We start from the raw sequence: 22,387 nt of genomic DNA, 5'->3' as shown, positions 1-22,387 counted from the left end.
ACCCCCGCGCTTCATCTGCGCTCGAACCGGGGCGGACCAGCCGGCATCGTCCGCAGCGATGCATTTCGATCAATAAGATCAGCTGATACGACAGTGGGGCCGGTGGCGTTCCCGCCACCGGCCCCACCATCAGTTGCCGAACCCGCTAAACCGTCACTTCTTCGCCGGGGTGACGTAGATCGTGGCGGACGAGTTGTCCTTCGCGGTCTTCCGGATCGTCAACGAGACGCCGTTCTGCACGCCCGCGTCGCCCGGGTTACCGGTGCCGAGCACGATCGCGCCGCCGCCCAGCGTGACGCCGTAGAACTCCGGTGCCGGGCTGCCGTCCGGGTTGGTCACCCGGGTGGTGTACGGCGCACCGCCGCGCGACGGCACCACGACGGAGGCGTCGTTGTCCCGCGCGTACGGAGCCCCGTCACGCATCTCGATGCCCGGGTACCAGCCCTTGGCGTCGGTGAAGCTCTTCACCGGCGCCTGCGCCTTGAACTTGGTGCAGTACGCGCTGTACGGCTCGTCCGCCGCCTCCAGGCACTCCGTGAAGGGGTACGTCTTCTGGAGCGTGAAGGCCGCGTTCGACGACTGCGGACGGCTCGGCAGGTTGTCCGTCACCGACGGGTCCTTCTCGGCCGCCGTGCCGGTACGCCGCAGCGGGTCGAAGTGCGAGTCGACGATGAGCAGCCCGCCCTTCGCGCCGTAGCTGGGCAGCGCGGTCATCTGCCCGGTGACGTGGTTGACGTCGCCGAGCGCGCTGTCCCGGTACCACACCAGCATGCCCGGGGCGTTGTAGGAGATCCGGTCGACCTTCCACGCCTCGTGCGAGTAGATGGTGTCGTAGGCGTACTTCAGGCCCTTGTCGAAGCCGTCGAAGTTGCGCCACTCGGCCAGGTAGTACTGCGCGTGGACCTCGGTGCCGCCGGAGACCTTCCAGCCCGCGCCGGTGGTGTCGACGAAGGTGCCGCCGCTGGTCGTCCAGCCGTTGTCGCCGCCCTCGACGTCGTCGCTCCACGTGGTCGCGCCGCCGCCGGTGACCGAGAAGTCGTCGACGAACCAGTTGCGCTCCTCGAACGCCTCATCGGTGGCCAGGCGCAGTCGCACCTGGACGGTCTTGCCCGCGTACGCCGACAGGTCGACGTAGTCGTGACGCCAACCGTCGGTGCTGCCGGTCAGGCCGTACTTCTTGCCGCCGAAGTCGTTCATCCGGCCGTTCGGGTCGCCGTAGTTGTCCGGCGTGGTGACCACCGCGCCACCCTCGGCGTACACCTTCTGCTCGGTCCAGGTCGTGCCGCCGTCGGTCGACAGCTCGACGAAGCCGAAGTCCCAGTCCTCTTCGATGATGTAGTTGTTCCACATCCAGAACTTGGCGTCCGCGGCGTTGGGCACGTCGACCGAACGGCTCAGCTTGACGTCGGCCCAGCTCTGGTCGTTGTTGCTGTGCCACATCTTCGTGCCGCTGTGCGGGGTCGCCAGCACCGTCACCTTGTCCGGCAGGTCGACCTTGATGCCGTCCTCGGAGTCGATCGGCGTACGCGAGGTCTGCCCGAGCTTCACCTCACGCGGGTTGGAGCCGGGACGGATGGTCAGCGGGTCGGCCCAGCCGAGCACCCACTTGTCCCAGATACCCATGTGCGTCGGCAGCGCCTGGAAGACCTCACCCGAGTGCGAACCGGAGGCCATCAGGTCCCAGAAGTCCACGTCGGAGTCGGCGTTGCCGGACGTGTCGTAGAGGTCCGGCAGACCGAGGTCGTGACCGAACTCGTGGGCGAAGACGCCGACGCCGGCGTCCTCCGGCTGAACGATGTAGTTCGACACCTTCAGGCCGGTGCCCGGAATGGTGTAGCCACCCGGAACCGAGGAGGAGTGCGCCCACACGGCGTACACGCCCTGGTCGCCACCGCCGCGCGACTTGCCCTGGCCGGCGTGCACCAGCACGAGGTGGTCGATCACGCCGTCCGGCTCGAAGAGGTTGCCGTCACCGTCGCGGTCGGCCTGGTCTTCCTTGTCGTACTCGGCCCACGGGAAGTTGGGGTCCTTGGCGGCGAGCGCGTCGATCGCGTCGGTCGCCAGTCGGCCCGCGCCGGCCGGGTTGTCCGGGTGGCCGTTCATCGACTGCTCCCGGCCGGGAACCCAGTTGCCGTCCTCGTCCTGGGTGCAGCGGTTGGCCGCGTACCAGCCCTCGGAGTGCGGCACGCTGATCCACGGGCTGGCCTGCCCGTCCACCGTGTACGCGTTCTTGGACATCTCCAGGTACATGTTGTGCATGGTGCGACCGGAGATGTCGACACCCTTCTTGCCGTCCGGGCCCTTCAGGTCCTTGCGAACCCGCTCGGTGATGCCCTTCTTGCTGTACAGCATCTTGTCGTAGTGCGACGGCGAGAAGTTCGGCACCCAGAACGAGTTGTTGTCCTCGTGCGGCAGCCGCGACGGGTCCGGGATCTTGTTGTGCTTCGGCCCGTTCTGCACCGTGCCGGGGACGCAGGTCCGGTCCTCGAACACCGTCTTCGGGACCATCACGTTGGTGAAGTCGTCGTTCGCCTTGTCGTTGAACTCGACAAGCAGCGTCAACAGCTTCGCCGTCTGCGTGGTGGGCGACTGCTTGATCTGCCGCGGGCTCTTGCCCGTCTTGATCGACTTGGCTTCGATCTGCGCGAGCTGGCGCGCGGTCACCGGGTTGCCCCGCGCGTGCTTCTGGTCGAACGCGCGAGCGGAGTCGACCGCGGGGGTGTAGATGCCGTTCTTGCCCTTGACCTCACGGCCGGTGGTGTCAGTCTGCACCTCGGGCTCGGCGTAGTTCATGTAGTACTCGTCAGCCCCGATCACCGCCCGAGGGGTGGTGGACGGCTGTGCCGCCGCACTGCCACTCACGGTCAGTGATGTGGCCGCGAGGGCGATGACGGGCAGCGCGACGAGTAGTCGTCGGCGCGACCCCTGATGGGAGTTTCTGTTCATGCCGCTCCGTTTCTCGGGCATGGGCGGAGGAAGCCGGCAGACTCCAGGGCACGCAGCGTCGCGTCGAGGTCAGCCGACCATCGTGAAACTAAATGAGAATCCAGCTGAACAACAGGACCGTGATGCAGGCGTTATCCGTCCGACCTGTCGACGATGGGTGCCCGGGGCGGTCGCAAGTCCACAAAAGAGGACGGTGGGTGACGGTCCGAACGGACCATCACCCACCGATGAGGTACGTCTGTCGTCAGTCCTCGTCGGACTTCGCGCCACTCATCCCGGAGGAGATCAGCTCCATCACCGAGGAGTCCTGCAGGGTGGTGACGTCACCGAGCGAGCGGTTCTCGGCCACGTCCCGCAGCAGCCGGCGCATGATCTTGCCGGAGCGGGTCTTCGGCAGCTCGGCCACCAGCATGATCTGCCGAGGCTTGGCGATCGGGCCGAGCGTCTTCGCCACGTGGTTGCGCAGGTCGGTGATGAGCTTCTCACCCGCCTCGCCGGCGATGTCCGTGCTGCCGCGCGGGATGGCGAACGCCACGATCGCCTGGCCGGTGGTCGGATCGGTCGCGCCGACCACCGCTGCCTCGGCCACCGACGGGTGCGACACCAGCGCCGACTCGACCTCGGTCGTCGAGATGTTGTGCCCGGACACCAGCATCACGTCGTCGACGCGGCCGAGCAGCCAGATGTGCCCGTCGTCGTCCTTCTTCGCCCCGTCGCCGGCGAAGTACATTCCTTCGAACCGCGACCAGTACGTCTCGATGAAGCGGTTGTCGTCACCCCAGATGGTGCGCAGCATCGACGGCCACGGCTCGCGTAGCACCAGGTAACCGCCACCACCGTTCGGCACCGACTGGCCCTGGTCGTCGACCACGTCGGCGACGATGCCGGGCAGTGGGGCCATCGCCGAGCCCGGCTTCGTGGCCGTCACTCCCGGCAGTGGCGAGATCATGATGCCGCCCGTCTCGGTCTGCCACCAGGTGTCCACGATGGGCAGCTCACCCCGACCGACGTGCTGCCGGTACCACATCCACGCCTCGGGGTTGATCGGCTCGCCGACACTGCCCAGCAGCCGCAGCGACGACAGGTCGAAGCCGGCCGGGATGTCCTCGCCCCACTTCATCATCGTCCGGATCAGGGTGGGAGCCGTGTAGAGGATGCTGACCTTGTACCGGTCGACGATCTCCCAGAACCGGCCCTTGTGCGGGGTGTCCGGGGTGCCCTCGTACATGACCTGGGTGGCGCCGTTGGAGAGCGGGCCGTACACGATGTAGGAGTGGCCGGTGACCCAGCCGATGTCGGCGGTGCACCAGTAGACGTCCGTCTCCGGCTTCAGGTCGAAGACCGCGTGCGTCGTGTACGACGCCTGCGTCAGGTAGCCACCCGTGGTGTGCAGGATGCCCTTCGGGCGGGCCGTCGTGCCGCTGGTGTAGAGGATGAACAGCGGGTGCTCCGCGTCGAACGGCTGCGCCGTGTGCTCGGCCGACGCGGTCTCGACCGTCTCGTGCCACCAGTGGTCCTTCTCCGACCAGGCCACGTCCTCACCGGTACGCCGGACGACCAGCACGTGCTCCACCGACGGGCAGCTCGCCACCGCCTCGTCCACGGTCGGCTTCAACGCCGACGGCTTGCCCCGCCGGTAACCACCGTCGGCGGTGATCACCACCTTGGCGCTGGCGTCCTGGATGCGGTTGCTCAACGAGTCGGCCGAGAATCCGCCGAAGACCACGCTGTGCGCCGCGCCGATCCGGGCGCAGGCCAGCATCGCCACCGCCGCCTCCGGGATCATCGGCAGGTAGATCGCCACCCGGTCGCCGGCCGTCACGCCCAGGTCGGTGAGCGCGTTCGCCGCGCGGCAGGTCAGCGCGTGCAACTCGGCGTACGTGATGGTCCGCGTGTCGCCCGGCTCGCCCTCCCAGTGGATCGCCACCTTGTCGCCCCGACCCGCCTCGACGTGCCGGTCCAGGCAGTTGTACGCCACGTTGAGTTGGCCACCGACGAACCACTTCGCGAACGGCGGGTTCGACCAGTCGAGCACCTCGTCCCACTTCTTCGACCAGACCAGCCGGTCGGCCTGCTTCGCCCAGAAGGCGAGCCGGTCGGCCTGCGCCTCGGCGTACGCGTCGACGGTGACGTTGGCGTGCGCGGCGAGCTCGGCCGGCGGGGGGAACTGGCGCGTCTCGTTCAGCAGATTGGCCAATGCCTCGCTCATGCCGTGACTCCTCGTCCTCGGGGTGACCTGCGTCTCGATGGGCACGAGGGTAGTCGCGGGTCCGGCGGCCGGCGACCGCTGCCCACCCCGTCGCGCCGAGCGGCCCCCGCCACGCGCCCGACGGCCCACCGCTCGTTGCTTGATCGACACGGAATCGGCGAAGTGGGGGTATCCGAGCGGCTTTATGCCCCCACTTCGGCGAAGTCGTGTGTCCCGGCTGGGTCGGGTGGTCAGGCTCGCGTTCCGGGCGGGTGTGGGCTGACCGGCCCGGGCGGCTCGCTAGCGTGGCGGGGTGACCACCGACCCGCTCGCCCCGCTGCTCGCGCTCGCCGACATCGCCACCGCCGTCGACCGGGCCCGCGAACGCTTCGACCAGGCGCTCGGGCACCGCGCCCTGCGTCGCAACGGCGGCCAGGTCGCGGCCGAGGTCAGCCTCCGGTCGGCGGTGGCCAGCGCGGCGCTCGAAGGCGTCGTGCACGAGCGCGAGGAGGTCCGGGCCGGCACCATCACCGAGCCGGTCCTCCAGGGGGCGCTACGGGTCGCCGGGGCCCTGCCCGGCCTGAGCGAACTCTGGCCGAAGGCGCCCCGCCAGGCTCTCGCCCGGCTGCACGTCCTCGCCGCCCGCGACATCGTGCCGGAGGCCGAGCTGGGTCGCCCGGTCGCCGACCCGGTGGTCGCCGCCCGCCTCGACGGGCTCGCCGGTCTCGTGGCCGGCGGGACGAAGGTGTCCCCGCTGGTGCTGGCCGCCGTCGTACACGGGGAACTGCTCAACCTGCGCCCGTTCGCCGGACCGTCCGGCGTGGTGGCGCGCGGCGCCGCCCGGCTGGTGCTGCTCGCCAGCGGCCTCGACCCGCGCGGCCTGCTCGGCGTCGACCTCGGGCACGCCGAACGCGAACCCGAGTACGTCGGCTCGGCCGGCGCCTTCGCCACCGGCACCCCGGACGGGCTGCGCTCGTGGCTACGTCACTACATGGCGGCCGTCGAGGTCGGCGCGGGCCAGCTCACCACGATCGGCGACGACATCCTCGCCGCCGCCTGACCAGCTGCGTGGCGGCGCGGATCAGGCGGTGGCGCCGGCGCGGGTCTGCTGGCGGCGCGGGTCAGGCGGTGGCGCCGGCGCGGGTCCGACGGTGCCGGCCGTACCAGGCGATGCCGATGGCCACGCCCACACCGACCCCCAGAGCAGCCGCGGCCACCGGGACGGCGGGCCGCTCCCGCCAACGGCGGCCCAGCGGGATCGGATGCCGGAACTCCAGCACCGGCCAGGCGTTCTCGGAGGCCAGCTTGCGCAACTGCCGGTCCGGGTTGACCACGCTCGGGTGCCCCACGCACTCCAGCAGCGGACGATCGCTGTACGAGTCGGAGTAGGCGTACGAGTCGGCCAGGTCGTAATCGCGGGCGGCGGCCAACTCGGTGACCGCCTCGACCTTGCTCGGACCGGCCGCGTAGAACTCGACCTCACCGCTGTAGCGGCCGTCCCGCACCGTCATCCGGGTGGCGATCACGTCGGTCACCCCGAGCAGCTCGCCGATCGGCCGGACCATCTCCTCGCCGGACGCCGACACCAGCACCACGTCCCGCCCGGCCGCCTGGTGCTCCTCGATCAGGGCGGCGGCCTCGGCGTACACGTAGGGGTTGATCAGCTCGTGGAGTGTCTCCGCGACGATCTGGCGGACCTGTTCCACCTGCCAGCCCTTGCAGAGCGTGGCCAGGTAGTCCCGTGTTCGGGCCATGGTCTGCTCGTCGGTGCCGCCCAGCCGGAACATCAGCTGCGCGTACGCCGACTTGACGACGTCACGCCGAGTGATCAGCCCGTCCCGGTAGAACGGCCGACCGAACGCCAGGGCGCTCGACTTGGCGATGACGGTCTTGTCCAGATCGAAGAAAGCGGCACTTCGGCCCACGGCGCGAAAGTCTAGCCGGATGGTCTATCGTCGGCGGGTGCCCGGGGTCAGGCCACCCCTTGGACCTGCGGACGGGTGCCCCCACCACCGTTCAGCGTGACCGTGCTCACATTCCGCGAGGAGATTTTCGCGCAGAGTGGAGTGAACAACACTCGACGTGACGGGTCCGCTCAGGCAGACTTGTCCGCACGACGTGCTTTCACATCCCCGAAACAGACAGACCCTCGGCGGTTGCACCCCCCGTGACCGCTGAGTGGTTCGGCTCGACCCCCCCGGAGCCGAACCGTAGACGACCCCCGTCTCCCCCCGACGGGGGTCGTCCCTTTCCCGTGGGAGCGCGCCACCGCAGGTCATAGGTCGTCTTCCTGCCCGTCCAGGCCGTCCAGGGACGGCGTTTCTGCGACCGGAGGCAGCAGGGAGGCAGCAGAACCGTCGAATGCCTCCAGGACGCGGGCGGCGTAGTCGTCCGGGGTGTGGGTGTACCGGTTGAGCGTGGTGGACGCTTGTTCGTGGCCCATGACCCGCTGCACCAGGTTGATCGGGACGCCGTCTGTGACCAGCCAGGTGGCGTAGGCGTGTCGCAGGTCGTGGAACCGCATCCCGCCGGCAGCCTTGGCCGCAACGCAGGCAACGGTCTCCCGTTCAGTGGTGAACTCTGCCGACCACTCGATGCCCTCCCGATCCGGCCACGTAGCCCGGTACCGGTGCGGACCGGTGGTGGCGACCTGGCCGAGCAGCCCGGCGCGGACCAGCGAGGGCAGCCAGATCCGGCGGCGGAAGTTCGACCGGCGCAGCGGGCGCCCTACCCGGTCGCGGAAGACGAGCGTGCGCGGGTCCGGGTCGTCGGCGGCGGTGTGCAGCTCGCGGAGCGCGGCCAGGAGGAAGCCGGGCATCGGCACGGTCCGCACTCCGGCGCGACTCTTCGGGTACGGGCGCAGGACGATCCCGGCGTGCGTCTCCTCGGCCACCTGGACCACGCGCAGCGATGCCCGGTCGAGGTCGACCGACGACCACATCAGCCCGGCGCACTCACCCCAGCGCAGACCGGCCCCAGCGGCGGCGGAGACGATTCCCCGGTGCCGAGGTGGGACGGCGGGCAGCAGCCGGCCGAGGAAGTCCTCCCGGCTGATCGTGACCGGCTTGACGTCGCGGGACCGGTCACGGGGCAGCTTCACCCCTTCGGCCGGGTTGGTGGCGATCAGTCTTGCCTGAACCGCCGTCTTGAGGATCATCGATAGCAGTTGGTAGCACTTGGCCACGGTGGCGGGGGCGAGGTCCCGACCCAGGCCGGTCACCCACTCCTGTACCGACATGAAGTCGACCTTGCCGAGCGGCCAGTCACCCCACTTCGGTAGGACGTGCGTACGGAGCATGGAGACGGTGCGCTCGCTGGTGCGCGCCTCGACGGTCCGAGTCGCGAGCCACTGTTGGGCGAACTCGCCGAAGCGGGTACGGCCGGCGTGTGGGTTGACGTAGGTGCCTCGGTTCAGGCCGCTCTCGACCTCGGTCAGGAATGCATTGGCCTCCCGCTTGGTGCGGAAGCTCTTGGACTTCTGGTCACCGGCAGGGTCACGCCAGCAGGCGCGGAAGGTGCCGGCCGGAGTCTTGCGGACGAAGCCCATCAGTGCCTCCGCCCGTGCTCGGTACCGGTGGCGGCGGGTTGCTCAGTGACGCCGTCGAGCCAGGCGTGAAACCGGCTGCGTGGGATGAGCCAACGACCGCCGAGGCGAGTCGCGGGGATCGTGCCGTCGCGGACGAGGGCGTAGGTGCTCCCAAGGGAGAGGCCGAGCAGCTTGGCGACTTCCCGGACGGTGTAAGTGACCGGCTCGACGACGACTGCCCCGGTGCGAGGGACGAGCCGAACAACCGGGCTGGGTCGGGCGATGGTGCTCATGACGGGCGACCTCCTCAGGTCTGTCGGGGTCAGGCAGCGGCCGACACGGTGCCGGCCGGGGTGGTGCCGAGTTCGTGGGCGAGTTCTTCGCGGCCGGTCGTCCGCCGCTCTCGTGCCATGGCGGCGGCAGTGTTGGCGAGCAGCGCGTCTCCGGTGGTGTGCCAGCCGACGCCGGCGAAGGTGAGGGTGCCGACGATGAGCGTGGTGTCGTCTTCGTCGAGGTGGTCGACGGCGCGAAGGGTGCCGGGCTGCTCCTCGGCCCGTCGCTCGTGTTCGTGGCGTCGGAAGGTGACGCGGGTGTCGCGCAGGAGTTGGAAGGTGACGGAGTAGCGGCGGGCTTTGGTGAGGAAGTGGCCGCCGAAGCCGAGCATGTGCGCCCACCGGCGCAGCCGGGCGTAGGGGTTGGCTGTCACCGGTTTCGTCGGTTCGGTGTCAAGGGCGGCTTGACGCTGGGCGATGCAGACGGGGCAGGCGGCGTATCGGGTGTGGGTGCCGCAGTCGGGGCACTCCCAGCGATCGACGAAGCCGGGTGTGGGCCGGTGGTCCCGGGGCCGCTCCGAGAGCGGGACGGGCGTGCCGGTCGGTCGGCCGGTGTGCCAGCAGGCGTCGATGAGGCGGGCGGTGTGGTCGCCGTCGGGGTCGGCGTAGTCGCCGATCGAGTCGGCGTCGAGCCTGACGGAGCGGTGCCCAGTTACCTCGGTGCTCTTGGTGGCGTACTTGGCAAGGTAACCCGCGACCATGCTGTCAGTGACCTCACCGCCTCCGGTCAGGCTGATCGGGCGGATGTCGAGGCCCTTGCCCGGGTCACCCCAGGCGATCGCCCAACCGCCCGGCTGGTCGGGGTGCGTGGGGGTGGTGAAGGCGACCTGCTCGACGGCGGCCCGGATCGCCTCGTCCAGGTCCGCGACGGTGAACCCGGCCGGTGGTGGCACGATGGCGGTGGGGTCGTCGGGGTGGACACCGTCGAGGCGCACCAGGGCGTGGAAGTGCACCGCGCCGCGTGCCTGAAACTCGGCCACCTTCCCGTGCGAGATCCGGACCGGCGGGACGGTGCGGACGCGACCCGAGGCGGTGACGACCTGGACGCGGGGGACACCTCGACGGCGGGCGAGTTTAGCGAGCCAGCGCTCCGCGGCTTGCTTGGTGCGGTGCCACAGTTCGCCGGAGAACAGGTTCCACACCACTTGGTGGGTGTGGTCGTAGCAGTCCAGACACAACGGATGCCCGAGCACCTGGTCCCCGGACTCGTGTCGTGCCCAGCAGACGGCCGGTTGGCCGTGCTCGCACAGACCAGTGGCGCGGCGGGCGTGGCACGGGTCGGGTCGGCAGTCGCAGCGTTTGCGGTTGCCGCAGGTGTGCCGCTTGACCGCGCGGGTGTGGACGCTGCCGAACGAGGGTGCGGTGAAGGTTGCGAACACGGCCGGGTGATGGGTGACGGTGTCGGGGACGCCTTTGCCGCCGATGAGGCCGGCGCGCAGGAGTTGGTAGGCGTCGCGTTGGTAGGTGTGGGCGCAGGCGGGGCAGACGGTGGCGCGGCGGTTGCCGCAGGCGGTGTAGATCGCGGCGTCGGGCATGGCGTCGGTGTGCCGCTGATCGAGGATCCGGCCGGTGGACTGTTCGACGGTGAGGAGTTGGCCGGCGAGGCGGATGGGGCGGGTGCAGCCGGCGGCGGCGCGGACGTGTTCCAGCCAGCCGAAGTAGTCGGGCTTTGTGGCGCGGGTGAAGGCGGAGCCTTCGGCGGTGTAGTCGTGGACGGGGATGGTGTCGGCGTTCGAGCCCACACCCCGGGCCAGAGCGGTTCGGGGTGTGAGGTCCAGCGTCGAGGCCATCAGCCGCCGACCTCGGTGAGGTGATGGGTGGTGATGGTGTGTTCGGTGACGATGACTCGGCAGGCGCCGCATTGGCGTTTGGCCGGTTCGTGCCGACGGCACGCAATGGTGGCGGTGGTGTCGCCGCAGCGGATGGTGACCGGTGTCCGGCAGGGTCCGCCGGGGATGACGTTGATGAGGGTTCGGCGGGTGTCGAACGGGTGGGCGTCGGGGTGGGCGGGGCAGGTGTGGGTGACCTGCTCGATGTCGACCAAGACGATGGTCATCGGGCACCACCGTTGATGGTGGTGAGGAGTTGTCCGGCGATGGCCGGGGTGACGTCGAGGCGGTCGACCAGCTCGGCGGTGGTGATGGGTCGGCCGGTGGCCTGTTCGTGCTGCATCGCCGCGAAGCGGGCGGTGGGCAGCAGGTGGGCGGGGACGTCGACCGGCTCGGAGGCCGACACTGCGACAGGCTCCGGCTCGGGTGCCGGGGTGATGGCTGCCGGTAGTGCCGGCTCGGTGGTGACCTGCTCGGCCACCTGAACCCGGATCGGCTCGACCGGCGCAGCAGTCGGCGCGATGTGCTCCGAGGTGGTAGCGGGGGCGAGGACGAGTTTGACCAGGGCCATGAACGCCAGCGCGGGAACCGCCGAGAGGAGCCACCCGGACGGGCCAGGCTTGGCAACCGCGAGTTGCGCTGCGAGAGAGAGACCGGCGGAGCCGATAAGCAGCAGCATCGGGTAGGTGATCGACGCGCCGACGCGTTGACGGCGGCGGATGGTCAGCAGGGCCGCGATGGGGACGAGTTCAGAGATGACGGCGTTAGCCCAGCCGAACCACTCGCCCGTGCCGGTCGGAGAGTTGGCGAGGGTCCAGTCTTTGACGTGGGTGAACGAGGCCGCTCCGGCGAAGCCGGCGACGGTGAGCAGGATGAGGACCAGGGCGACACCCTCCAGGCGAGGGCCGGTGGTCGGGGTTTTGGCAGGCATCAGTGGCCTCCGTGGCAGTCGAGGCAGCAGCCGTAGCGGCGGGGGATGTAGTAGGGCTTCACCTGCTCGCAGTGCCGACAGGTGCGCCGGGCGAGCAGGGCTTTGGCGATGGCCTTCCGCTGGGCGGGCGTGGCGGTGCGCTTGGGCGCGGCGAGGTCGGTTCGGTAGAGGTAGGCGACCCGACGGTCTTTGCGGTGTCGCCAATAGATCTGCGCGACCGGGTCATGTCCTCCGGGGCGAAGGCCGGCGGCGCGGAGTTGCCGCAGGGTGGCCAGGCCGGTAGGTGCGCAGTGGTAGGGGAAGGTGGGGAACCCGTAGCGGGTGCCGAGCGGGTCGTAGAACTCGACCCGGATACCGGTGCGCTCGGCCAGATCATCGAGGTCGACGGCACGCAGGTCAGTCATGGCTTGTCACCGCCCCAGCGCTGCTGCGCGGCCTGGCGGGAGATGCCGAGGCGGGAGCCGATCTCGGCCCAGGAGTAGCCGAACGCGCGCAGGCCGATCACGGCCTCTCCGATGGCGTCGTCGATGACGCTGGAGAGGGCGATGAGGTCGCGCAGGGCTTCGACGTCGCCGGTGGCGACGCGGCGGCCGTGGGCGCGGATGATGCGCCGAGCGAACGAGGCGAAGGCGTCGTTCTCGACGACGTCCCGACGCCGCTGTCGGGGCAGGTTGGGCGTCAAGGGCTTCTTGACGGTGCTCATGCGATCTCACCTCCGGCAGTGCGCAGGGAGTCCCACTCGGTGGCAGCGGCCTCAAGGGCGCGGGTGACCTGCTCGGCGGTGCGGGTGGGGTCGTCGTTCCAGGAGTAGGGGGAGGTGTGCTCGTCGAGGAGGTAGCCGTCCTCGTCGATGAAGAAGATGGGTGCGGTGGTGTCGAGGTAGTCGACGAACACGCCGAGGGCGGCGAGGTAGTCGGCGAGGGCGTCGGGGTCGAGTTGGGAGAAGTGCTCGACGCGGTGTCCGGCGCAGGCGATGCCGATGGCCCCGGCGGCGCAGGCCGGCGGGGTGAGGGTGTCGGGGTTTTTGGCGTAGTAGGTGCCCTGGTGCCAGCCGTGCCGGCGCAGGTAGAGGGCAGCCATCCGCAGCAGATCAGCAGGTGTGACCTGGACCTGTGCGGGTGGGTTTTGGGTAGCCTTCATGGCAACCACGTCCTTTCGAGGGCTGTTGGTGGAGGTCGGCAGGACCGGCGAGCTTGCGAGGCAGATCCGGTCCTGTCGGCCGATCAGTTGGTGCGTAGCCGCAGGTAGCGGCGGTGGCGGGTGTCGTCGCCGCCCATTGGGGTCGGCGGGGACAGGTAGACGAGTCGGCCGCTGGCCGAGGCGGCGCGGACCATCACCGCGATGTCCTCGGGACGGCCGACGATCCACAGTTCGGTGAACTGGGCGGCGCGCTGGTTGTTGGCCTTGGCGTAGGCGCGTTCGCGGGTAGTCATGCCACGGCCTCCCACTCGGTGGACGTGGGGATGGTGAGTCCGCCGGGTCGGCGGATCCAGGCGGCGTAGTCCGCGATGCCCGCGATCTGGGCGTCGGACAGGTAGGCGACCTTGATGCGGTGGGGGACGCCGCCTTCGGCGATGAGGTACGCCGCACCCTGGTTGCTGGGCGAGATGTCGGTAGCGGAGTAGCCCTGCTCAGCCCACCCATGACCCAGCACGATGTTCGAGCTGTTCGGGGTCGTGCACCGGAACGCGGCCCGGTAGCCGAACAGGTCCCGCAGCGACGTGGGGATGATGTCGAAGGACGGCCGCTGGGTCGCGGCGACGACGGGGATGCCGGCGGCGCGGCCCCGGGCGACCAGGTCGCGCAGGAGCGCGACGAACTCTTCCTGCTCCTGCTTGCTGCCGACGGTCGCGGAGTAGAACGCGATCTCGTCGACCAGGACGGTGATGACCGACAGGCGGTCGGCGGCGGTGAGTTTGCGGCGCCCGTGGGCGCGTAGCCAGGCGTAGCGGTTGTTCATCACCTGCTGGAGCCGTCGAAGGACGGTCAGGGCGGCGATGATGTCCGGGCCGATGAAGGCGTCGGCGCAGTCTTCCCACTGGCCGAGTTCGACGAGTTTGCCGTCGAGCAGCACGAGGCGGGAGTCCACGCACAACGCGGCGTGGGCGGCGATGGCGTTGAGCAGGCCGCTTTTGCCTCCGCCGGGTTCGCCTCCGGCGAGGAGGTTGCGGTAGGCGAGGGTGATGTAGACGGGCTGACCGAACTCGTCGATGCCGACGAAGATGGGGTCGAACATCGACAGGCCAGGCCCCACCGGAACCGCGCCGACAGCGGCGGGTGTCGTGGTGGTCATGAGTGCCCTCCTTGGGCGATAGGTGGGCGCGGAGAGCCACACGAACGAGCCGCAATGGCTCCCCGCGTCCAGGAGTGGGGTGGGTTAGATCCAGTCGGAGACGTCTTCGGCGTCAGGTGCCGAGGAAGCCGCGGGCTTGCTGCCGTTGGCGGTGGTGACCGGCTTCTTGGGCTGGGCCGGCAGGGTGATGGTGGGTGCGTCGACGTCGGGCAGGTCCAGCGCCGTGGGGATGACCGGGGTGGGTCGGTCGGCGGTGGGGGTGTCCGGGTTGATGACGTCGACCAGCGGCGAGTTCACCTGGGCGGTGAGGACTTCGCGGCGTTTGATGTCGAACCGCAGGTAGGCGGCGTTGCCGTCGGAGGCGCGTTCGACCAGGGCGGTCGAGGCGTGGCAGGTGACGGCGATCTTGTCGAGGCGGCCTTCCAGGTCGGCCATGGACAGGCCGGGGCGCAGGTAGACCCAGACCCGCTCACCGACCGGGGTGGGGCGTGCCCACAGGATCAGCGGCAGGCTGCCGGACTGGTTGGCGATGATGAACTGCGCGAAGCAGACCCGCAGCCGGTGCCGGACGACGAGGCACCATGTCCAGGCGATGACCTGGCGGCGGGCGGCGGGGATGGCGGCGGGGACGCCGACGACCAGGGCGACCACGAGCAGGGTCACCACGGTGGGGGTGTGGTTGGCGAGCTGCACCCAGAAGGTGAGCAGCAGGACCGAGAGCACGATTTCGGTGCTCCACCACCACAGCAGCCGGATCACCGGCCAGATCCGCACCAGCAGCCAGGCCAGCGCACCACAAGGGATGCCGATGGCCGCGCCGATGAACAGGCCCAGGATGGGGTGAACGGACGAAGCGGCCACCACGGCCGACAGAAGGCCGACGATGACCGCCGTGAGGACGAACGCCAATCGGGCGTTGCGGGCCGAGGAACGGTGGACCTTGGCCTCGATGACGGTCACCGTTCCGGTGTTCCGGCCGAAGGGACGGCGGGGGCTAGACTTAGACACGACGAGTCCTCCCAATCGCGAGTTGGGGTGGATGAGTTGGAGGGCACGGGGTCGGCAGATGTAGGAGTCGGACCGACCCCGCGCCAGCTCTTGCGGGGATGCCACCACCACTGGTGGTGACGGGCCGGGAATGTAGGAGTCGGAACCACTCCCGGACCTTGGATCTCAGATCAGCGGACCATCAGGCCGCCTTCGTGCGTCAGACACCAGGGCTCACACAGCGCGGTGAGCGAGGACCTACTTCGCCGCCGAGTTACCAGCCTTCGGCTTCAGCGTGATCGCACGGAACGCGACGCCGTTGCGCCCGTTGGTCGCCCACGGAATGGCCTCCAACTGCTCGACAGCGACGAGCTGTCCCACCGTCACGCCCGGCTTCTCACCCGCCGTGGTGATGGTGATGATCTCGCCGCCAGTCTCGTCGAGCACGAAGACCTGGGTCGACCACATGAGCCGGCCAGTGTTCTTCTCCGACCGCTGATTGCCGTTCTGGTCGTTCTTCGGCTCCGGGTCCTTCGTCACCTGAACCTGCTTGCTCTGGGTGTCGACATACAGCTTCATAGCTGCGTCCTTCCTGGATCTGAGCGCGTCCCCTGTGGACGTGTGCTCGATGTGCTGACGCTAACAGTTGATTGGCATCCATAGCAACTGATAGGTGTGCACAATCTGAAACAGGGTCTTGACGTGCAGTTACGAGCACGGGTCGCTGTTAGGCAACTGGTAGGATCTGGTAGTTGGCTACGCCTACCGTGAGGATGCCCATGTCATCGCCCCGACCTCGGTTGACCCGGGGTGAGTCCATGCATCAGCAGATCGCGCGGCACATCCGCACCGAGATCGCAGCGGGGATCCGCCGAGACGGCGACGTCCTCCCGTCCAGCCGCGAGATGGCAGCGGAGTGGGATACAAGTGCGTTCACCATCACCTCGGCAATGAAGGTGCTGGAGGCGGAAGGGTTCATCGAGAGCAAGTCCCGCTCAAAGCGGGTTGTGCGGGTGCCGAACCAGGAACGGCGCGGACCTGTACGGCTGCCCAAGCCGCGCGTCGTCCTCATCGGTGGATACGCCGGCAGCGGCAAGACCGAGCTGGGCCGAATCCTGGCACGGGCCACCGGCTGGCCGATGCTCGACAAGGACACCTTGACGCGGCCCATCGTTGAGGCAGCACTAGAAATCCTGGGCCAGTCTCCGAACGACCGGGAGTCAGAGACCTACATGAAGGTCGTACGGCCCCGAGAGTACGAGGCGTTGAGTAGCGCGGCAGAAGAGAACGTGCAGTGCGGGAACAGCGCGATCGTGACGGCCCCGTTCATCGCGGAGTTCCAGGATGCTCAGTGGTTGGATCGGACCAGAGCCCGGTTCGCCGACATGGGCGCATCCGTGAGCGTGGTGTGGGTGTACTGCGACCCGGACACGATGAACCTCTACATCCGCAGGCGAGGAGCGGCCCGAGATGCGGCGAAGTTGGCGGACTGGGCTGGCTACCTCGGGCGCATCGCCCCTGATTCTCGCCCGCTGGTCGAGCACGTCGTCATCAACAACTGCACCTCGGCCAGGCCGCTACAGGACCAGGCCGAAGCACTTGTGAAGTCGTTGATGGGGCTGGAACTCGACTGATGCAGGGTGTGATCCTTTACGGTGCGCCGGCATCTGGCAAGGACACGGTGACCGCAGCCCTACATCAGCTTCACAGCCAGTACCAGCAGTTCCGACGCCTGAAAGTCGGACGTGGGCGTACCGCAGGCTACCGAATGAGCACCGATGCCGAACTGGCGACACTGCGCGCCTCGGGCGGCGTGGTGTGGGAGAACCGACGGTATGGCTCGGTGTACGTCATCGACGCACCCGGGCTACGTCAGCAGTTCCACCGACAAATCCCCGTGGTGCACGTTGGCCAGGTCAACGCGGTTGATGCTGTCCGCCAGGCCTTCCCCGACGTTCGGTGGATCGTGGTTGCTCTTACCTGCCCCAGAGACGTGGCGGAACGACGCATCGTTGAACGCCAGACCGGCGACTCGGCGGAACGCCTCAGGGTATGGGACGAGACAGAGACGGTCGCTACCGTCGATCTGACCATCGACACGTCCAGGTCTTCCCCCGATGTCGCCGCTAGGTTGGTCGACCAAGCGGTCCGACACAGCCAGGCAGCAGCGGGGTAGCGACCGGCCGACTGCCGGCATGGTTGTTCAAAGTTTCTGTACGTCTTCAAGGCGGCCCTGAACGGGCCGCACGCGCCGCCGCCTGGGCGCGCGTCCGTCGCTCCGCTGGCGCTCCGACTCCGTCCACGCAACACGCCCGGCGGCTGGCGCGGAAGCTGGAAGCCCAAGGGGCCGCCGCAGAACGACAGGCGGCAGACCGGGTGGTGGTGGGCCGGCAGCCGGCCGGGCCGCGCGGTCACGAGCCCGCGCGGCGTAGGAGAGCGCACGCCGGCTGCGTTGGCGAGCTGGCGGTGGTTGCGGGGCTGCACTTACTACGCCTCCGGCGGGGGCGCTCCGGCTCCAGGATGGCCGGGCACCGTCGGCGCGTCACGGTCCGTGGGTGGTTGCGGTAGGCCATCCCGTCTGCCATCGACCCGGGCAAGCCGAGCAGACCACCGCCCGACCCGCCAGCGTGCGTACGAGCCGTCAAGGTCCGCTTGACGTGGCGGGTCGGGCGGCGGCCTGCTCCCCAGGAGGGCGGGCCGACGGCAGACGGGATGGGCAGCATCCCTGAAGCGGAAATCCTCTATCGCTGCGTAGTTTTTTGATCATCTTCGGCTTGTCGCTGCTTAATGATCCTCGTGATTTCTCGTCGCACCCCTGGCCTCTTTTTTGGGAGACCCAGATCGTCCCGCAACCTGTATTGCATCTGCTTCTTCCCATTTGCGGACGGTGCCCGCCGAAGCTCGCTCAGAACCTCATCGAACTCTTTAGCAGCGCGAAGAAGAATCTCATCCCGGTTGAGGGGATCGAGCTGGTCATTGCGTATCAGTAGTTGAGTGTTCCATTCCTCGGCTAGCTCCGCTTCGGCGAAGGGCGATGCGCAGGACTCCACTAGATCGGCAACGCGTGGCGCAAACCGCGTGTCAGCGTGTCCCATTCGCTGATGCAAAAAACCTGCGCCTTCCTCAGAAAGGCATGCAACTCGCTTATCAAGGGTGATTTCCGTTGTTGGGACTCGTCCCCTCATTTCGAAAAGGGCTGCGTAAGAGTCTTCCGGATCCACAGTTTCGTCATCGCTTGACCGCCCCTGAAGATTCGGCAAGGGCATCCTATCGAAGTGCTGCTTCCATGCCGTTAGGTCTATGGCGGGTGACTGCACCACTCGTAGCGCTTGAAGTGCAGGCCGAAGTTCATGGCCATCCCGCATGCTGCACGGGTGCGACACGATCATGGCTAACAGCTCGTCGTCGCCCTCAATTCGCTCTACTCCCGGAATGCTTATGCCTGCAAAAACATCTCCCGTCATGATTGGCCGCAGGAAGGAGACTTCTATGCCACGAGCTATGTATAGTTCGTCGATCGCCCTGGGTGTCTCCAATGGGTCGGACACGCTAGCTCCCGATAGGAACGATCGACAGCGAGCCGTCCTCATTGGGTATTAGTTCCGTGGTCGGCTTCCGGTCGTCTGGCGCAACGCCCACCAGCTGTAGCAGTTGCTCCAGATTTATGTGGTGATCAACGTAGGCGAGAAGGGGGATTGCATTCCCTCGCGAGTATATCGAAGCTTTGGTAAGGGAGCGGTCGATTTCGGCACTGAGAGGTGTTGTAAGCCAGGCCGCAGGATCGGCTACGTATTGGGACGTGAGGATCTTTAGGAAGGCGCAAAGCTGGGCCAAGGAGTGTAGATTGCCTGGCGATATGACACCGCCCCTGCGCCACTTACGGATTGCAGGCACACTTACTCTGAGCAAGCGTGCAATATCCGTCCAGCCAAAACCGTAGTCCTCGGCCAGCTCTGCAAGCAGGCCCTGAAGCCCAATCTTCACCTTCTCGTCTGTCTCTGAGTCAAGGAGAAGCTTTAGGTAATCCTCGTGAAGACGAGCGGTGTCGTTGTTGATGAAGCCGACCTGATCCCGCAAATGCGCCACTCGCTTGGTGGCTTGACTGATTGCGGTAAGGGTTTGATCGTTTGAGCCGGTCCGGATAGCGTTGCTGACACTGGTTCGGGTCATCGACTCTTCGAAGTGGGCGAGATCAGACACGGTCAGCCTCCGAATTGTGGGACTCTACATCACCGCTGTCGCGCGCTTCAACACGTAGCACCTCGTCACGAAGTTTTTCGGTAATACTCCAGTTGAAAACCGTCTCGACTGAATCATGTAGCCGATCAACCACGTCGAGGACTTCCTTCCGCCTGGTTGCAATCGGAGCTTTCGCAGGGCCACTTAAGAAGCTATCTATATCAAGCAAAAAGCATGGCCCGTCAATATTCTTCAACTGAAGTACCCCGTCGGGTTCCACTGATGATCTAGGTAAAGGCCCGTATGCTAGGTACGTGTGTTCTGCGCCATCTCGTGAATGGAAGCCTAGTCCGCCCTGGAGCCAGCTTGGCCGCAAGTCTGGCGGCGGATCATCTAGCGCGGCTAGCAAGCTTGTATGGACATACGACCGCCAGTCACTGATTAGTCCTCTGATGGAAGGAACCTGCAGTTCATTAATGTAACGAAGACCTAGGCGCGTAATTCCTAGTGTCGCGGGTATTGATTCCAATGCCTCTACGGCGGCACCAATGCAAGCTCTAAGATCTTCGTAGGAGATGTACGTCGTCATCTCCACCGTTAGAGCACCATAGCGAAGTGTGACGACTCTGTCTCGCTCCGCTGTGCTCAGGCGCAGCACTGGCTCATTCGGGGAAGCCGGTAGCTGTGTCTCGTCATCTTCTCGAACGAGTAGTTCAACCACGGGCAATTCTGAGCCGAACATAGCCTCGAAGGCGTCCCAGACGCGGCGAGTCGCCACTTTCCGCCGGATCGGGAAGCGTAGCTCGAAGGACACCAAACGTATGGGGTGGTTCGGGAACTTCTCCCCAGATGCCATGCCCATCCCTCCTGGCAGGGGTTGTAGGCGCATACTGTAACTGGGAGTGTAACCGAGACTGTAACCACTGCACAGCAGTATGAACTTCACCGATCGGACAGTCTGCCTTCGTGTCCGTGGGTCAGGGGCGACGACGGCTAGCGCAACGCTGTCGACAGCTGACAGGAGCGGCGGGGGACGGCAGCGTGCTGGCAAGTGCGCGCACGGACGAGGCACCCGACGTGCAGCAGTTGCCGAAGTGCGCGGACGCAGCGTACGGAGCCAAAAGCGAAACCTCGGGCAGCGGCGAGGCAGCAAGAAGGCAGCGCCAGCGTCGACGCAAGTCGACACCGGACGGGAACCGACGACGGTCGGCACCTGCTCGTCGACGCTGGCCGCCACCTGCTGGCAGCGGTCGACAGATTGAGTCCGCATCCCCCCGACGGGGGTCGTCCCTTTGTCGGGGAGCGCTCCCGGGCAGATCGACGTTCACGGGATTTGGCCCTGCACTGGGAGCTTGCTCGCTCGGATCAGGATCTGTGTCTGAGGGCCGCGCCGGCGGCGCGGTAATCGTCGGGCCTTTCGCGACACAAGTCAGGGTGAGGGTCGCCGAGGCAGTGGGGGTTCGGGTGGGTCCACCAGGGGAGCGCGACGAGGTCTGGTTCACCAGCCTCTACGCCGCCGAGTACGCGCACATCGTGAGGTACGGCCTACGCCGCCTCGGTGACTCCGACGCCTCGGCGGAACTCGCCCAGGAGGTGTTCGTCGTCGCGTGGCGGCGGCGTGGCGAGGTGCCGGACCGCAGCCTGCCCTGGCTGTACGGGGTGGCCCGGCGCCTGTTGGCCAACCAGTGGCGGTCGCGCCGCGCTGCGCCCGATGTCCTGCCGATCGCGGACGCCGACCTGACGCAGGTGGCCGATCCCTCGCGTGCGGACACGACGGTCGGAATCGCCGACATCCGAGCCGCGCTGGCCACCCTCAACGACCTCGACCAGGAGGTCCTGCGGCTCGTCGGTTGGGAGGAGCTGACGGTGTCCGAGGCCGCCCAGGTCCTCGGCTGCACCCGTGCGACCGCTGCCGTGCGCCTGCACCGCGCTCGCCGCCGTCTGGCCGTGGCGATGTCGAGTCGGCCGGTCCGCACCTCCCGCCCACTGTTGGCGACCGCGCGAGAGGAGCTGTGATGTTCCCGGTGGCACGTACCCGTACCCTCATCGGCCCGGCCGACCCGGCCCGGAGCGTGACCGTCGCGCCGCCGTCGGTCGCGGCCCGCGAGCTGATCGACCGTGCCGGCGTCGTCGAGCCGGCAGCGCATCGTCGTGCGCGCCCCACCCGCCGGCTGGTCCTGACGGCCGGGACGTTGGCGGCGGCGGCCGGTGCGGTGGCCGTCCTGCGGCCGTCCGGCGAGAGCACGCCGGACGCCCCGGGTGGTCCCGGTGGCGCGGCGGGCCTGGTGCTCGTGCCGGTCGCCTACCAGTTCGACGCCGACCCACCGGCTGCCGGCCCGCGGCTGCGCGCGCTGGCCAACAAGATCAAGGACGCGGGGTACGACCACCGCAGCGGGCGCTACATGTTCCACCACACGAAGGTCTGGGGTGACCCGGTGATGAGCTCGCCCGATGACCGTCACCATGTCGCCTTCGTCGGCGAGACGAAGGTCTGGCAGGCCGCCGACGGAACCGGCAGTCAGGCCAACAGCCAGTTGGAGCCGCAGTACCCCGACGAGGAGTCCCGGGCGTACTGGCAGCGCAAACTCCCCCAGGGCCGGGGGGGTGACGATCCGTCGTTGATCCCCCTGCCGCCGATGGAGCTGTCGCCACCGCCGGCCGATCCGGCGCGACTGCGGAAACTGCTCAAGATCGAGTACGGCCCGGGGGCGGCAAGCAAGGCGGTCAGCACGCTCTATGCGCGGTACGTCATACCGCGCCCGGTCCGAGCGCAGATCCTGCGGGTCCTCGCCGACCTGCCCGGCCTTCGCTGGCGGGGGCAGGTGACCGATCGTGTTGGTCGAGCCGGTGTGGCGGTCACCTACGACGACCGGGAACACGGCGTCCAGTTCCTCCTGATCTTCGACGAGGGCACCGGTGGTCTGCTCGCCCACGAGATGCTGACGCTCGCGCCGGTACGGCTCAGCGCGTACCAGGTGATCCTCGACAGCTCCTGGACCGACCACGTCGGCTGACCGACGTTTTCTGGGGCCGCTCTCTCGGGAGCGGCCCCGTGGCGTTTTCCGGCCAGCGCTGCCAGCTGCGCGAATGCCCGTACGCATAGCAGATCAACCGTCTCGACGGGCGTTGTCCACAGGCCCCGGAGTTATCCACAGGCCACCCGGTCGACCGCGCTG

General features: G+C 67.8%; 23 protein-coding genes. 5 read left to right on the top strand and 18 right to left on the bottom strand.

Features of this window, described 5'->3' with window-relative positions; genetic code table 11:
- Nucleotides 1-153 precede the first annotated feature (153 nt).
- Together ABZU91_RS07875 and acs are read right to left on the bottom strand one after the other, a co-directional pair.
- Nucleotides 154-2,946, bottom strand: coding sequence for an immune inhibitor A domain-containing protein (locus tag ABZU91_RS07875; protein ID WP_355235588.1), 2,793 nt, complete (start codon nt 2,944-2,946; stop codon nt 154-156).
- 244 nt (nt 2,947-3,190) lie between these two features.
- A complete protein-coding gene (gene acs / locus ABZU91_RS07870; protein WP_355235585.1) occupies nt 3,191-5,155 on the bottom strand; it encodes an acetate--CoA ligase in 1,965 nt (654 codons plus the stop codon).
- 292 nt (nt 5,156-5,447) lie between these two features.
- Between acs and ABZU91_RS07865 the strand changes: the two genes are divergently transcribed.
- The gene (locus ABZU91_RS07865; protein ID WP_355235582.1) at nt 5,448-6,194 is read left to right on the top strand and encodes an oxidoreductase; all 747 of its coding nucleotides are present in this window, start codon (nt 5,448-5,450) and stop codon (nt 6,192-6,194) included.
- A gap of 61 nt (nt 6,195-6,255) precedes the next feature.
- On the opposite strand, the gene ABZU91_RS07860 is transcribed toward ABZU91_RS07865, so the two are convergent.
- The 13 genes from ABZU91_RS07860 to ABZU91_RS07800 form a co-directional block, all read right to left on the bottom strand.
- Complete coding sequence (locus tag ABZU91_RS07860) at nt 6,256-7,059, bottom strand: HAD-IB family hydrolase (protein ID WP_355235580.1); 804 nt, start codon at nt 7,057-7,059, stop codon at nt 6,256-6,258.
- A 350-nt stretch (nt 7,060-7,409) separates the two neighbouring features.
- A complete protein-coding gene (locus ABZU91_RS07855; protein ID WP_355235577.1) occupies nt 7,410-8,681 on the bottom strand; it encodes a site-specific integrase in 1,272 nt (423 codons plus the stop codon).
- A complete protein-coding gene (locus tag ABZU91_RS07850) occupies nt 8,681-8,953 on the bottom strand; it encodes a helix-turn-helix domain-containing protein (protein ID WP_355235575.1) in 273 nt (90 codons plus the stop codon). Before ABZU91_RS07850 ends, ABZU91_RS07855 begins: the two co-directional genes overlap by 1 nt.
- Before the next feature lie 29 nt (nt 8,954-8,982).
- The gene (locus ABZU91_RS07845; protein WP_355235573.1) at nt 8,983-10,782 is read right to left on the bottom strand and encodes a replication initiator; all 1,800 of its coding nucleotides are present in this window, start codon (nt 10,780-10,782) and stop codon (nt 8,983-8,985) included.
- Nucleotides 10,782-11,048, bottom strand: coding sequence for a hypothetical protein (locus tag ABZU91_RS07840; RefSeq protein WP_355235570.1), 267 nt, complete (start codon nt 11,046-11,048; stop codon nt 10,782-10,784). The genes ABZU91_RS07845 and ABZU91_RS07840 overlap by 1 nt, the downstream gene beginning before the upstream one ends.
- Nucleotides 11,045-11,752, bottom strand: coding sequence for a hypothetical protein (locus ABZU91_RS07835; RefSeq protein ID WP_355235567.1), 708 nt, complete (start codon nt 11,750-11,752; stop codon nt 11,045-11,047). Before ABZU91_RS07835 ends, ABZU91_RS07840 begins: the two co-directional genes overlap by 4 nt.
- Entirely contained in the window at nt 11,752-12,156 is a 405-nt protein-coding gene (locus tag ABZU91_RS07830; RefSeq protein ID WP_355235566.1) for an RRQRL motif-containing zinc-binding protein, read from the bottom strand. Before ABZU91_RS07830 ends, ABZU91_RS07835 begins: the two co-directional genes overlap by 1 nt.
- Nucleotides 12,153-12,455 (bottom strand): hypothetical protein, encoded by a 303-nt coding sequence (locus tag ABZU91_RS07825; RefSeq protein ID WP_355235564.1) that lies wholly within the window; start codon nt 12,453-12,455, stop codon nt 12,153-12,155. Before ABZU91_RS07825 ends, ABZU91_RS07830 begins: the two co-directional genes overlap by 4 nt.
- Nucleotides 12,452-12,892 carry a hypothetical protein gene (locus ABZU91_RS07820; RefSeq protein ID WP_355235561.1) on the bottom strand — a complete coding sequence of 147 codons (441 nt, stop codon included), beginning with the start codon at nt 12,890-12,892 and terminating at the stop codon, nt 12,452-12,454. The genes ABZU91_RS07825 and ABZU91_RS07820 overlap by 4 nt, the downstream gene beginning before the upstream one ends.
- A gap of 83 nt (nt 12,893-12,975) precedes the next feature.
- Nucleotides 12,976-13,185, bottom strand: coding sequence for a hypothetical protein (locus ABZU91_RS07815; protein WP_355235560.1), 210 nt, complete (start codon nt 13,183-13,185; stop codon nt 12,976-12,978).
- Nucleotides 13,182-14,045, bottom strand: a complete 864-nt coding sequence (locus ABZU91_RS07810; protein WP_355235557.1) for an FtsK/SpoIIIE domain-containing protein — start codon at nt 14,043-14,045, stop codon at nt 13,182-13,184. Before ABZU91_RS07810 ends, ABZU91_RS07815 begins: the two co-directional genes overlap by 4 nt.
- 84 nt (nt 14,046-14,129) lie before the next feature.
- Complete coding sequence (locus ABZU91_RS07805; RefSeq protein WP_355235554.1) at nt 14,130-15,053, bottom strand: hypothetical protein; 924 nt, start codon at nt 15,051-15,053, stop codon at nt 14,130-14,132.
- A 237-nt stretch (nt 15,054-15,290) separates the two neighbouring features.
- On the bottom strand, nt 15,291-15,611 hold the full coding sequence (locus tag ABZU91_RS07800) for a hypothetical protein (RefSeq protein ID WP_112681382.1): 321 nt from the start codon (nt 15,609-15,611) through the stop codon (nt 15,291-15,293).
- A 239-nt stretch (nt 15,612-15,850) separates the two neighbouring features.
- Between ABZU91_RS07800 and ABZU91_RS07795 the strand changes: the two genes are divergently transcribed.
- On the top strand, nt 15,851-16,666 hold the full coding sequence (locus tag ABZU91_RS07795; RefSeq protein WP_355235552.1) for an AAA family ATPase: 816 nt from the start codon (nt 15,851-15,853) through the stop codon (nt 16,664-16,666).
- On the top strand, nt 16,666-17,208 hold the full coding sequence (locus tag ABZU91_RS07790; RefSeq protein ID WP_355235549.1) for a kinase: 543 nt from the start codon (nt 16,666-16,668) through the stop codon (nt 17,206-17,208). The genes ABZU91_RS07795 and ABZU91_RS07790 overlap by 1 nt, the downstream gene beginning before the upstream one ends.
- Nucleotides 17,209-17,773: 565 nt before the next feature.
- On the opposite strand, the gene ABZU91_RS07785 is transcribed toward ABZU91_RS07790, so the two are convergent.
- The 3 genes from ABZU91_RS07785 to ABZU91_RS07775 are packed head-to-tail and all read right to left on the bottom strand — an operon-like array spanning nt 17,774 to nt 20,067.
- Nucleotides 17,774-18,580 (bottom strand): hypothetical protein, encoded by an 807-nt coding sequence (locus tag ABZU91_RS07785; protein WP_355235546.1) that lies wholly within the window; start codon nt 18,578-18,580, stop codon nt 17,774-17,776.
- Between the two features lies 1 nt (nt 18,581).
- Nucleotides 18,582-19,232: a hypothetical protein gene (locus tag ABZU91_RS07780; RefSeq protein ID WP_355235543.1), complete on the bottom strand. Its 651-nt coding sequence runs from the start codon at nt 19,230-19,232 to the stop codon at nt 18,582-18,584.
- Nucleotides 19,225-20,067 (bottom strand): TIGR04255 family protein, encoded by an 843-nt coding sequence (locus ABZU91_RS07775; protein WP_355235540.1) that lies wholly within the window; start codon nt 20,065-20,067, stop codon nt 19,225-19,227. Before ABZU91_RS07775 ends, ABZU91_RS07780 begins: the two co-directional genes overlap by 8 nt.
- Nucleotides 20,068-20,675: 608 nt before the next feature.
- Between ABZU91_RS07775 and ABZU91_RS07770 the strand changes: the two genes are divergently transcribed.
- Both ABZU91_RS07770 and ABZU91_RS07765 read left to right on the top strand, forming a co-directional pair.
- Nucleotides 20,676-21,227, top strand: coding sequence for a sigma-70 family RNA polymerase sigma factor (locus tag ABZU91_RS07770; RefSeq protein WP_355235537.1), 552 nt, complete (start codon nt 20,676-20,678; stop codon nt 21,225-21,227).
- On the top strand, nt 21,227-22,225 hold the full coding sequence (locus ABZU91_RS07765; protein WP_355235534.1) for a CU044_5270 family protein: 999 nt from the start codon (nt 21,227-21,229) through the stop codon (nt 22,223-22,225). The genes ABZU91_RS07770 and ABZU91_RS07765 overlap by 1 nt, the downstream gene beginning before the upstream one ends.
- Nucleotides 22,226-22,387 lie beyond the last annotated feature (162 nt).

Source organism: Micromonospora sp. NPDC005174, assembly GCF_040608495.1.
Lineage (GTDB): Bacteria > Actinomycetota > Actinomycetes > Mycobacteriales > Micromonosporaceae > Micromonospora.
This window is presented reverse-complemented; position numbering and strand designations above follow the sequence as displayed.